The organism is Eubacterium barkeri (assembly GCF_900107125.1).
Lineage (GTDB): Bacteria > Bacillota > Clostridia > Eubacteriales > Eubacteriaceae > Eubacterium_O > Eubacterium_O barkeri.
Window position 1 is genome coordinate 1 of the sequence record NZ_FNOU01000012.1, and the last position, 12,950, is coordinate 12,950.

Below are 12,950 nucleotides of genomic sequence, written 5' to 3' on the forward strand. Positions count from 1 at the left end.
CCTGGGCATGCATCCATTTGACCTGGGGATAGACGGGGGCGGCACCCACACCGCCGGCGACGAAGAGGATTTTCTTGGCTTTTAAGGTTTCGATGTCTTCTTCAATAAATTCCGAGGCGCAGCCTAAGGGTCCGATGAAGTCTAAGAAGGCGTCGCCTTCTTTTAATTCGGCCATGCGGACGGTGGAGGCGCCCACTTCCTGGAATACGATGGTGACGGTGCCGGCTTCCCGGTCATAGTCACAGATGGTTAAGGGGATGCGTTCCCCCCGTTCATCCAGCCGGACGATGATGAATTGTCCGGGTTCACAATGCTTGGCGACCCGGGGAGCCAATACGTCCATCAGGACGATGTTATCCGCCAGGTGTTCGGCTTTGACGATTTTGTACATACTCTCTCCTTTATTCTTGCTTGTCATTCTCAAATGCAAATCATAGGTGTTTCGTTCTGGGGCCGTGAGGATACGGGTGGTTGGAGGGGCGGTAGCGTAGGGTCTCTAAGAGCGGCGGGTGGTCGGACATATGCTATTTGTTCCGTCCACTTTCGAATTCGGACTGGGTGTGTTACCGAAACCGCTCCGCGTTTTCGAACACATGCCAGTTCGCCTCGATGTGGACTTCCACAAAAGATATGTCCGACCACCCTGAGTGTGTTGTTACCGCCACAGCGATCACTGGTTTCTCCGCTTATTTGGCTGGTACTCTTGGACACTGGATTTCCTGGGCGGCGGTGCCCAACAATCAAAGGGGGGATAGACATATCTTTCACGTAAGTCTGCATCGGGGCGGACGGGTGAATGTTCGAAAGTGCCATGCACTTTCGGTAACATCCCCCGTCCGAATCCGCAAGCAGACGAAGTGAAAGCATATGTCCAGCCCCCCGCCCCTTCATAGAGCGCTACCCCCACCGCCCAGCTCCCGCCCCTCTACTTCTCAGTGGCGTTAATATAATTCACTAATCCGCCGGCGGCGATGAGGGTTTGCATGAATTCCGGGAAGGCCTGGCCCTGGAAGGACTGGCCCTTGGTCACATCGGTGATGACGCCGGAATCGAAGTCCACCTCGACTTCATCTCCAGCTTCGATAACCGCCACGGCTTCCGGGCATTCCAGAATGGGCAGGCCGATGTTAATGGCGTTGCGATAGAAGATCCGGGCGAAGCTGTTGGCGATGACACAGGACACCCCAGAGGCCTTGATGGAGATGGGGGCATGCTCCCGGGAGGAGCCACAGCCAAAGTTATCATCGGCCACGATAATATCCCCGGCATTCACCTTGCTGGAAAAATCCGCGTCGATATCTTCCATACAGTGAGCCGCCAGCTCCAGGGGATCACTGGTATTTAAAAAGCGGGCCGGGATGATGACATCCGTATCGACATTGTCACCATACCGAAATACACTTCCTTTTGCTTTCATCTAAATGTCCTCCTCTTATAATTCGTCTGGGGTCGCAATACGTCCCAGGATGGCAGATGCCGCAGCGACTTCCGGGCTGGCCAGATAGACCTCGGAATCCACATGGCCCATACGTCCGACGAAGTTCCGGTTGGTGGTGGAGACACAGCGTTCTCCTTCAGCCAGAATCCCCATGTAACCACCCAGGCAGGGCCCGCAGGTAGGCGTCGAGATGGTGGCCCCGGCTTCGATGAACTCACGGAGATAACCCGCTTCCATGGCATCTAAATAAATCTTATGGGTGGCGGGGATGACTAACATCCGGACACCCTTCTTCACATGCTTGCCCCGGAGAATATCTGCCGCGCGCTTGAGATCCTCAAAACGGCCGTTGGTGCAGGAGCCAATGACCACCTGGTCAATGGTTACCGGTTCTTCGATGGCATCCACGGTCTTCGTGTTTTCCGGCAGGTGCGGGAACGCCACGGTGGATTTCAGCTGACTTAAATCGATGTCGAAGGTCTTTTCATAAACGGCATCCGCGTCGGCAGCATAAACTTTATAATCCCCGGAGCCATGTTCTTCCATATAGGAGATGGTCTGATCGTCCACCGGGAAGATACCGTTCTTCCCACCGGCCTCAATGGCCATGTTGGAAATGGTGAACCGGTCATCCATGCTCAGGCAGGCCACCCCTGGTCCCGTGAATTCCATGGAGCGGTACAGGGCACCGTCCACGCCGATCATCCCGATGATGTGGAGGATGAGGTCCTTCCCAGAGACGTTTTTATTAAGGGTGCCGGTGAGGTTAAAGCGCAGGGCGGCAGGGACCTTAAACCAAGCCTTACCCGTGGCCATCCCCACGGCCATATCCGTGGAGCCCACACCAGTGGAGAAGGCGCCTAAGGCACCGTAGGTACAGGTGTGGGAGTCCGCACCGATGACCACATCGCCGGCGGCGACTAAGCCCTTTTCCGGCAGGAGGGCATGTTCGATGCCCATTTCCCCGATTTCAAAGTAATTGGTAATCTCCTGGTCACAGGCGAAGCAGCGGACCTGCTTGCACTGCTGAGCGGATTTAATATCCTTGGCCGGCGCGAAGTGGTCCGGCACCAGGGCGATCTTATCCTTATCAAAGACTTTTTCCTTGTCGATGGTCCCAAACACGTTGATGGCCACCGGACCGGTGATATCATTGGCTAAGACCATATCCAGGTCGGCCATAATGAGATCGCCAGCTTTCACGCTATCCAGACTGGCGTGGGCAGCCAGGATCTTCTGGGTCATTGTCATTCCCATAATATAATTCTCCTTTTCATTCTTCATCTAAAAAAGTGAAACCGTGTGCGGTCAGGTTGAGGATAAAAAAGATTCACCCCGGACCCCAGGCGCTGACGAACAAAGGGAATACACTCATTCGTCAGATTGCAAAACCTTCGGTTTTGATCAGGTTTAAGTCAGGTTCGCTTCCTTAAGTACCGTAACATGGAAAGCTACCATCCGCAGGGGCCGCCGGGGTTCTCGTATTTTTATCCTCACCCTTCCCTCTGTTTGCGTAAATTTTTCATTCTTCATCTAAAAAAGGTATCACAGGCGAGGGTGGCTGAAACGTCTCTCCCATTCGTCGTGATACCTGCCGATTCATTGATGTGTATCCACTCGGATCTAATCCACCAGCTGAACGCCAATTTCCTGGGCGGCTGCGATGGCCTCTTCCGTGGATGGGGATGCCTCCCGCATGACCAGCCGTCCTCCGCCGCGGTTTAAGGTATTGACGGAGCAAGTCATCAGATCCGTTTCGATGGTGATGCGCTGAATGGCATGCTCACTGCCCTCGACGATTTCCACCTCAATGCCCTTTTCCTTCACCATATCGATGGCTTTATTATACATCTCATAATCCGAGGTGGAGGCACCGAAGACGGCTCCCATGAGGACACCGGGTACATTGATGGAGCGGCGTTTGAATAGCTCCGGATACAGCTCGATGGTAACCTTCTTAATGGTCCCCTTGGCTAAGCGGTGGGCAATGCGGGCCGCATTGGTGGGGGAACCCACGGCCTGGCTGCTGCCACCGACGACGGCATCGCCGTAGGTATGGAGGATGCCCTTGGTGCCCTTGGCCATCTCCTTAGCAATGACCTTGGCCTTGGCCAGAGTCTCCACTTCTTCCTGGGCTTCCGCCGATTTGACCTCTTCACTCACCAGGGATTCCACCTTTTCCTTCTTGCGGAAGAAGGGCTCCATGTATTCCACGACAGTGGGCACCAGGTGCTTCCCGGATTCCACATGGACCCGGCTGGCCATGGAGATCATCACATCGAAGGGAACGTTGACGGTCATCTCCACCTTGGTGCACAGCCGGCCGGCATACATCCCCATGAGGATGGCACCGCCGACATGGGTGGTGCACAGAGCGGGTACCAGTACCCGAGGAGTGCAGGGCACGCCGATGGTGGGGGACATGGCCAACACCATGGCCTTTTCCATTTGCTCCGGAGTCCCGCCTTCTAAGAGCGCGGTGGCAGCGGCGATACAGGCAGAACCCGCACCAAAGCCTTCCATGTTACAACCCGTGGTCACCTTCCCCACCCGGAAAAGACTACCAATTTTTAAGATGACGGCAGCGATTTCTGCCACCCGTTTGGCATCGTAGCCGTTTTCCTGCATGGCCTTTACAAAGCCGGCATAGGGACAGGAATCCCCGGTTCCGGCGCAGGGCCGCAGGCCGATGCAGTGGTTTCCCACCTGGGCAGCCAGGGTATAGAGCAGGGCATCATCTAAAAATTTATCACCGAAGCACTTTGGGCCTTCAATCCCTGCTAATTGGGAGGCCACTGTCCCCAAAAGGATGCTTTCGCCATCCACCAGACCAATTTCCAGAGCACGAATATTATGCTCATACTCTGCCATAACCTGGGTTAAAATCTCCTCCCGGGACAACCCGGATTGGATTTCGCATTCCAGCAGCACCACATCCTCTACCCGGGCGCCGAATTCAGTGGCTAAGGCCACGACTTCACCGATGGTCAGAGGGTTTTGTTCCTCGATTCTTTGTCTTAATTCTGTCATGGCCTTCACCCGCCTAGCGTCCGGTGGCGTAGTTGTGTTCGACTTCGCGAATCTTTTCCAGTCCCATGAGGTCGTTGAACTCACTAAAGGTGACCATGGTATCCATCACACCGGCGGTGGTGTCGTCATTCTTCAGAGCGGTCCACAGATCCACCATGGCCTTAGTCGCCACATAGATGGATGCGGTGGGATAAATGGTGATATTATAACCGAGTGCTTCCAGCTCAGCATTCTTTAATAAAGGAGTACGACCGCCTTCCACCATGTTGGCCAGAGTGTAGCCTGGGATGGTTTCGTTGATGCGCTTCATTTCTTCTTCGCCCTCTGGGGATTCGATGAAGATAATATCGGCACCGGCTTCTTTATAAGCCAGGCCCCGTTCCAAGGCTTCGTCAATTCCCTTGGTGGTTCTGGCATCGGTTCGGGCCATGATCATGAAATCCGGGTTCACACGGGTATCCACGGCGGCTTTGATCTTCCCGACCATTTCTTCCTTGGACACAATTTCACGGCCGACCATATGGCCGCACTTCTTAGGCATGACCTGGTCTTCCAACTGGATGACAGCCACACCGGCTTTTTCATATTCCCGGACGGTGCGCATAACATTGACGGCATTTCCAAAGCCAGTATCGGCATCGGCAATCACAGGGACACCAGCAGCTTCAACGATGGCGTTGGCACGGGCAACCATTTCAGTCATGGTTAAAAGCCCGACATCCGGCTGACCTAAATGGCTGGCGGATTGGCCGTAGCCGGTCATATAAACGGCATCAAATCCCAAACGGCCAATGACCTTTGCGGTCATGGCATCGTGGGCACCAGGTGCCACTACCATTTTCTTAGTGCTTAATAATTCTCTCATCTTTGCTGCTGTATTCATTGGTTAATCTCCTCATGTTCTATATTTTTCCATTCTTCAAGCATAAAATCCAGAACGGCTTCGGGGTACCATTTGCTTAAAACCCCAAGGGCAAAAAGCAAGTAGTGCTCGTCATAAATGAGCCGTGGTTCCTGGATGGGCAACAGGGAGTTCCCTGGATTCTCAAAGGCATGGGTTATGATTTCTCGTTTCTCCTCGTCCGTGGCGTTCACCAGAACCCCTCCGGAACAAACGATGTTTTTAATATATCTTAAATCTCTGCCCATGGCCGTCCCGGCCATCACCCCCATCACCGCGTCATTCTCCTTGGCATAAAAGCCGGCATGACGTCTGATGGACAGATTGATGGCACAGGTTGCAATGGCATGGTCCATCGCTTTTTCTTTTTCACTCTGGGGGATGTGATCAGGCTGTTCTTCAACCCTTTCAATATAATCGATGATGTCTGTTTCCCCCACTCCGGGGCCAGCATAAGTCAGTAGGTTTTCTACCCCTACGATATCTAACACGCCCCCGGCGCTAATGCGCATCCCCAGGTTTCCCTCCACCGTCCGGTAGGAGTACTGCTTTTCATTATTGATCAGCAGTCCCCGTTCCTCGATCTTGAGTTCTAATAGCTCCGGTATCGCGGAATGGATATCGGTGGTTGCCCCACCAATATCAATAAGCATCAGGCTTCCGATGCCCTCTTTACCGTAAATTCCCTTGGCCAGCAGCTCGCTGGCGAAGAAGACGGCCCCGGGTGTGGGGATGACCTCCTGATTGCTCAGGGTTTTACAAAATTCCTGGACGCCCCGGGCCTGGGTGATTTGTTTAATAAATTGGCTGTGGATGGCCTCCCGGGCGGGCACTGTATTCAGCTCGTGAATGGTGGGGATGATGTTCGGAATGCGGATGCTGGGGATGCCAGCCTTTGTTAAAAGGCGCACCACCCTGCGCTGGGCCACCTGGTTACAGGCCACGATAACCGTCGCCGTTACCTTCGCCCGGCAGATGATTTCTGCGTTTTCCAAGGCCGAGGATTCATCGCCATTGTCCGTTCCCCCGGCAAGAAGAATAATATCCGGACGGATTTCATGGAGGACCTCCTCCCGAAATTCCGGAGGCTCATCCACTGAAATAACCTCCATCACCCGGGCGCCGGCAGTCATGGCGACCTCTTTGGCCGCCTTGGCGGTCACCTTGGGCATATAGCCCATGGCTACCATCCGAAGGCCCCCGGCGGCACTGCAGGAGCTGTAGCGTTTGTACCCCTCCTCCAGACTAACACCTTGTTTTTGGATGGCCAATTCAGCCTGGGCGGCTCCCACTGTTACATCCTTCACGGTGGTGATGGCCTGGCCCCTGGCCAAATAGGTCAGCTTCCGGCCATCCAGGCGGAAGGCCACGGCCTTGGTCCAGGTACTGCCGATGTCAAATACAATGAGATTCGCGTCCATACTCCGCCTCCCGATTTCTTAAACTAATTTCGCTTTTTCGACGTAGACATAGCCTTCCATAATCCGTCGGGCAGTGCGGATAAGGGCAGCTTTTTCAACCTTCCCATCCTTGACGATGGAAACCACGGGGATAACCCCGGCGGGATGGCCGATACGTACCGTGTCCTCGTCCCCGGTGTCCCGAAGAACCTGGTTGACGATGGTGCCCGGAATGCGGGCGGCCGAACCAGTGCAGGCCGTGGCCGTACCGGCATAGGTCTTGTGGAGGACCTGCATGAACATCAGGCGGGACACCAGGTCGACATCATCCCCGGAGATGGTATTGCCCGTGGAAAAATCCACATAATCTTCAGGCTTCGTGACAAAGGCAATCATCGGGAAAGCCGGTGATTTTTCAGAGGCTTCCTTTTCTGTGGCCGCCATGCCAATTTTCACACAGCATTTCGCCCGAATTTCTTCCAGATAAGCCAGAAGATCCGCATTCCCATTGATGACATCCGGGGTTTCTGTCCCTGTCATATTGACATCCTTAGCGTGGACGAAGATACAGGGATTGGCCACATCCACGATGGACACATCAATATCTCCCTTGCTGGTGGACAACACATCCACCACATTGCCCGTGGGCAGCACCTTCCCCGTGGCTGCACCCGCAGTATCTGAAAAATCCATGAGCTCCGGCGCGTTGGTACCGGGAACCCCATCAATTTTGCAGTCACCGCTTACCTTGGCCTTACCATCTTCCACCTCTACCTCGGCGTAAAGCAGCTTGCCGGTATTGGTGTTATGGATGCAAACCCGGGTCATGGGTTCCACGGCCTTGACAAAGGATTCGTCAATGGCAAAGGGACCAACCCCAGCGGAAATATTCCCGCAATTGCCGTTGTAGTCCACCACAGCATCGGTGATGCTCACCTGGGCAAAGGTGTAGTCCACATCGGCATCGGGATGGGTGGATGGTCCGATAATAGCCAGCTTGCTGGTCAGGGGGTCTGCCCCAGCCAAGCCGTCGATTTGGCGGACATCCGGGCTCCCAAAGATCCGCAGAATCACCTTATCCCGCAGTTCCTGATCTGCTGGCAGGTCATTTCCCTTTAAAAAGATTCCCTTGCTGGTCCCTGCCCGCATGATGACACAGGGGATTCGCATTTGATCACTCATCATTCTCCTCCTTATTATGCTTTCTTGGCATTGATCATATCGCCGATGATTTTAACACAGTCCTCTGGTGAGCTCCCCGGTCCAAAGAAGCCATCCATTCCCATGAAGGCACTGCCTTCCTTTTGGATTTTTTCTTCGAATTGACGGTGCTCTTCTTCCTTTTCGGCAATTCTGCCCCCAGCACAGACCACCATTTTATCCCGGAGACCCAATTCCTCCAGGCGCTTGCTGACCCGCGGGAAGAGCTCCATACCCAGGCCCAGCAGATTGCTGACGCCCACGGCATCGGCACCCACCTCGGCGGCAACCTCAGCCACGCTTTCCGGCAGGTTCATCCCCCGGAGGTAGACCACATCGTAGCCCGCATCCTGGAAAGCCTCCCGGATGACATTGATCCCATTGACATGGGCATCCGCACCAACGGTGGCCAGGACGATTTTTTCCGGACGAGTGGGGGCTTTTTCCACATGAACTTCCACATCCTCATCACTCTGGGCACAGCGGCTGGCATCCACCCCTAGGGGGGTGTAGCCCTTGACGTAGCGGGTGATACCGTCTTTATCCCGGTTCACCACCACGTGGCGCTTTAAGTCCCAGCCGGCAGCCCGCTGGCTATCTAACACCCCGGCCTTACCGGCGGCAACGATGAGGTCGATGAGCGCCTCATCCGACCATTGCTTCCAGAAATCATCGGTCATGGCTTCTAAGGTCAGCCCTTCTAAATGGAGGGTGGCTTCCAGCACAGCCAGGGCTTCATCAATGATTTCAGCCTCCCGGGCGTCGATGACCGGAGACTGGATATCCGGATTGACCACATGGCCAAAGACATCCTCGGTCCCCCAGATGGCCTGGCCCATGGAATCCCCGGTGGGAATCCCCACGGATTCTGCGGCCTTGGGCCGGTAGAAATCGGCACCACCCAGCTTGGCGGTTACAGCCATCCGCGAGAAATGGGCCGCCTCTGCCACCAGGTTTCCCGGTGGGTTCTGGAAGGTTTCCGGCACGGCGATGATGGATTTACTGTGGCAGGCCTTGCGGAAGGCCCGCATGACGGCCAGGTCGGCGTAGATATTGATACCGGCCACATTCATCTGGATAGCGGATAGCTCCCAGGGCAGTCCAGCGTGGACCGCCAGCCCTTCGGAGAGCAGGCACATGGCCAGAGCCATGCCGTCGGTGCCCCCGATGTTGTTGAGGTGCTTATGGGAATCCAGCTGGACGAAAATATTATTTTCTGCACAAATCTGGATGGCCTTATAGCCATTGACCACTTTGGTCTTATAGTCGTGAATTCCCCGTCCCCCAAAGTGAACGTGGATCACCGGTCCGATATCCGTCCCATCAAAGCCTGCAATCAGGGCATTGATAATGGACAGATGGGGGGTATCCCCGGTGGCGTTAATCCGCACCGGATGCTTGGAACCACCGCCCATGGCGATAAATTCCCGCTCACCTATGGGTGTAATACCACCCTTTCCCCGGGATTGGTTGATGAGCTCCCGACCCTTCAAAGGATCGATATGTCGGGTGGCTTCAGCGTGGACAAAGTGGAAGAGGGTTTCATCAAATTTATCAGCATAAGCGTACATTTCCTGGGATTCCCCATAGGTTTCCTCTGCCGTATTCCGACCCAAAATGGGGTTCTGAATCGGCCAGCCTCGTTCCTTTGCCTTTTTAGCCAGATCGTAAATCCGATAGCCGCTGCGAACTGTTCCAGCCACTTCCCGGGGATAGGGTGCCGGCAGTCCGATCACCTCACCATTTTCATCCAAATCCGGCATTTCCACATCGAAGCAATCACTGTACGCCCGAACCGCTTCAATATCCTCTTTTATGATTCTTTTTGTTTTCTCTTGCATACTCTCCTCATTCCACTCTCTTCAACATCTGATTCTCTATCTTTCAGCTTCCCTGGGAAACCCAGGGAAGCTAAATCATCTTACTTTACCGCAAGCCGTCTTCGCATTTCGCTTCTGCCATGGTCAGCCCACCGATTCTGGCATGGGGGCGTCCGCCATTGGAGAAGACCAGGGCTACGACGATTTCGTTACACTTAGGAGCATCAGGAATCCGTACTTCCATTGCACCGTAGTGGGTCCGAACAAAGGCCGCATCCTTGAAATGCACCGGCACATCCAGGCTGGTTCCCGCAGGGCCAGATTTTTTAGCGGAAGGAATAATGGATTTCCCACCACCGATGGCTTCACGCATGGGCTTGCCCAGCTTGGGGTGCATGATGGCACCGGCATGTTCTAACTCGCCATTGGATCCAACGATGGCGCCCTTGCCGTAGGTTTCAACGTGGCCATCTAAAATTTCTGCAGCAGCTTTGCTGAGATGTTCACCCAGCCATTCACCGATTTCGCTGAGTTCGCTTAAATCTTCAACGTACTTCCCAGCAAAAGGGTTTTCGATGACGGCAGCCACGGATACGGTTTTAATGGGTTGGTCTAATTCCTTAAAGCCTTCAAATTTAACATCTTCAATCGTTGTGACAATTTTTCTGATTTTCGGTTCTACAGCCATAATTATTTCTCCTTTATTCTAAATGGTTTAAATTATAAAATCTTTGCAGCTCTTTTTGCCGGTGGGGTGTTGCGGCTCTTGGTCACCACAGCCTCACCATCAATGAGGACCACGCTGATGCCAGGAATATCTCCAGCGGCAATGGCGCCCATGGCATCCTCTGCCACAGAGCCCAGAGGCGTATCCATGATGATGAGATCCGCTTCCTTCCCCGGTGCAATAACCCCGGTATTGAGGCCATACACCGCTGTGGAATTCCCAGTAGCCATGCACACGGCAACTTCAGGATCGATATCCGACATAGAAGCAATCTGGCACATGTTGCGCAGGATACCCAGGGGAATGAGACCCGTACCTGAGGGGGCATCGTTTCCGAAAATTACCCGGCCAAGCTGTCCCTTTTCTGCAGCCCGTCTGGCCACATAATCTGCAATTTTAGGATTCCCACACTGGACGATTTCCATGGCAAAATCTGTTTCATCCATGATGCGGTCCACTTCCTGAACAGAAATGGCCGTAGGGCCGCCATTGATATGGGAAACCACATCGGGTTTGGTTTTAATGACATCATCCGCCGTAACGGTAGAGCTTCCTGGAATGGAGGTCCCACCGGTATGCATCTGCACCTTAAAGCCATGTTTATGGGCCCATTCCACCATGGGAGCGGCATCTTCCGGGTTCTTAATAGTCCCCAGACCGACTTCTCCAACGATCCAGACCCCTTCCTTCTTCATTTCGATAAAATCTTCTTCCGTCAGTCCTTTTTCCAGAATAACGGCGCCACCGTGGACCTTCACACCCGCCGGACGGGCATTATAGTAGGACTTAGACAGGGTGATGGCCAGGGCCTTGGTCCCTGCGGCATCCTTGGGGCGTCCCGGGAAATGGGGAGATCCTGCGGAAATCATGGTAGTGACCCCGCCATGCAGGGCGCTGCTGATGAAATCCATGGTTTTCTGACGGGGGGCGTAATCCCCACCGCTAACATGGACATGGGTATCAAGCAACCCAGGAGTTACCGTAGAACCTGCGGCGTCAATGATGGTGGCATCACCCGCATCCTTCATCAGCTCTTCACCGCCAATGGCAGCAATGAGGCCGTCTTCCACAACAATAGTGTCGGCTTGCAGCACGGGGCTTTTGATGTCGCCACTTACAATTTTTCCAATGTTTTTGATAATTGTTTTACTCATAACAGTTCCTCCATTATATTTTCATGGGTAATGACCCGTGAATGACTCAGTTGTTTTTTTCCCATGGCTTGTGCCCCAGCCAGTGTGTGGCATCAACCCATGTCAATTTTTAAATCATCTTTTTGAATCCAACCAATTTTACGCAGGGGAATGGCAACGGCCAGAGTCAGTATTGCCGGCAGCACGAAGGAGATTAGAATCAAGCCGATCCAATCCCAAGCACCTGCCTGCACAGCGGCTTCACCCAGGGCCAGGGCATTTTCTGAAGGTGAGGCCCAACCGGTGATTACTCCGATTTGACCGACGAGGCCAGAAGTTCCCATTCCGGACGATACCGGGGCACCATTCATTTTCAGCTTAAAGATGCAAGTCGCAATAGGACCCGTAATGGCCGAAGCCACAATGGGTGGAATCCAAATCTTCCAATTCCTTAAAATATTAGGAACCTGAAGCATACTGGTCCCAATCCCCTGGGCGATGAGTCCCCCAAAACCATTTTCAGGATAACTCATGACCGCAAAGCCAACCATCTGGGCACAGCATCCTGCTACTCCAGCCCCACCGGCTAAACCCACAAGGCCCAAGGCCGCACAAATGGCCGCCGAGCTGATGGGCAAGGTCAGACAGATCCCGCAAATCACCGAAACCAAAACGCCCATGATGAAGGGCTGGAAATCCGTGGCCCACATAATGGCAAAGCCGATGCTGCTGGCCGCCGCACCAATGGCTGGTGCAATGGCCATGGCGATGATGATCCCCCCGGCAATGGTCACAAAGGGTGTCACGATGATGTCGACCTTTGTTTCCTTCGAAACAATTTTTCCAAGTTCTGCTGCCAAAATGGCAACCACCAGCACGGCCATTGGGCCGCCGGCCCCGCCAAGCTTATTGGTGGCTTGCCCAACGGCTGCCAGTGAATATAAAACCAGGGGTGGTGCCTGCAACGCGTACCCAATGGATATAGCCATGGCACAGCCGGTCACCGAGGTTGCAAATCCCCCGATTTCCACCAGCTTCACCGCCATATAATCCAGGGTTGATACATTCGTTGCCGTGGCCAGATCCAGGGTGGAATTCCCGATATTCTGACCGATGGTGGTAATGATCGTCCCGATGAGGAGCGATGCGAATAGCCCGAGGGCCATTGCAGAAAGCGCATCGATGCCATATCGCTTAAACGAGATAATGACATTCTTTTTCTCCAAAAACCGTAGGACTGCGTTTTTCTCTTTGTTTTCCATAGTGTTTCCCTCTCTAATTGTTAACATTAATGGATTGTA

At 53.8% G+C, this 12,950-nt stretch carries 10 protein-coding genes and 1 pseudogene; all 11 read right to left on the minus strand.

The features are described 5' to 3' along the window. Window positions 1–391 (minus strand): annotated as a pseudogene (locus BLU30_RS08040) (sulfide/dihydroorotate dehydrogenase-like FAD/NAD-binding protein); the annotation flags it as partial. Window positions 392–925: 534 nt separating this feature from the next. Further along, the gene (gene dmdB, locus BLU30_RS08045; RefSeq protein WP_090245328.1) at window positions 926–1,417 is read right to left on the minus strand and encodes a 2,3-dimethylmalate dehydratase small subunit; all 492 of its coding nucleotides are present in this window, start codon (window positions 1,415–1,417) and stop codon (window positions 926–928) included. A 15-nt stretch (window positions 1,418–1,432) separates the two neighbouring features. Further along, window positions 1,433–2,695, minus strand: a complete 1,263-nt coding sequence (gene dmdA, locus BLU30_RS08050) for a 2,3-dimethylmalate dehydratase large subunit (RefSeq protein ID WP_090245331.1) — start codon at window positions 2,693–2,695, stop codon at window positions 1,433–1,435. 366 nt (window positions 2,696–3,061) lie between these two features. After that, on the minus strand, window positions 3,062–4,468 hold the full coding sequence (locus BLU30_RS08055) for a serine dehydratase alpha family protein (protein WP_090245332.1): 1,407 nt from the start codon (window positions 4,466–4,468) through the stop codon (window positions 3,062–3,064). A gap of 13 nt (window positions 4,469–4,481) precedes the next feature. Continuing rightward, window positions 4,482–5,351 carry a 2,3-dimethylmalate lyase gene (dml, locus tag BLU30_RS08060; RefSeq protein ID WP_090245334.1) on the minus strand — a complete coding sequence of 290 codons (870 nt, stop codon included), beginning with the start codon at window positions 5,349–5,351 and terminating at the stop codon, window positions 4,482–4,484. Further along, complete coding sequence (locus BLU30_RS08065) at window positions 5,348–6,790, minus strand: glutamate mutase L (RefSeq protein WP_090245336.1); 1,443 nt, start codon at window positions 6,788–6,790, stop codon at window positions 5,348–5,350. Before BLU30_RS08065 ends, dml begins: the two co-directional genes overlap by 4 nt. 18 nt (window positions 6,791–6,808) lie before the next feature. Continuing rightward, window positions 6,809–7,951 carry a 3-methylitaconate isomerase gene (gene mii / locus BLU30_RS08070; RefSeq protein ID WP_090245338.1) on the minus strand — a complete coding sequence of 381 codons (1,143 nt, stop codon included), beginning with the start codon at window positions 7,949–7,951 and terminating at the stop codon, window positions 6,809–6,811. A gap of 14 nt (window positions 7,952–7,965) precedes the next feature. Continuing rightward, on the minus strand, window positions 7,966–9,810 hold the full coding sequence (gene mgm / locus BLU30_RS08075; RefSeq protein WP_090245341.1) for a 2-methyleneglutarate mutase: 1,845 nt from the start codon (window positions 9,808–9,810) through the stop codon (window positions 7,966–7,968). Window positions 9,811–9,895: 85 nt separating this feature from the next. Further along, entirely contained in the window at window positions 9,896–10,477 is a 582-nt protein-coding gene (locus BLU30_RS08080) for an amino acid synthesis family protein (RefSeq protein ID WP_090245342.1), read from the minus strand. A 32-nt stretch (window positions 10,478–10,509) separates the two neighbouring features. Continuing rightward, window positions 10,510–11,670: an enamidase gene (gene ena / locus BLU30_RS08085; protein ID WP_090245344.1), complete on the minus strand. Its 1,161-nt coding sequence runs from the start codon at window positions 11,668–11,670 to the stop codon at window positions 10,510–10,512. 92 nt (window positions 11,671–11,762) lie between these two features. Then, the gene (locus BLU30_RS08090; protein WP_090245345.1) at window positions 11,763–12,911 is read right to left on the minus strand and encodes a PTS sugar transporter subunit IIC; all 1,149 of its coding nucleotides are present in this window, start codon (window positions 12,909–12,911) and stop codon (window positions 11,763–11,765) included. Window positions 12,912–12,950 lie beyond the last annotated feature (39 nt).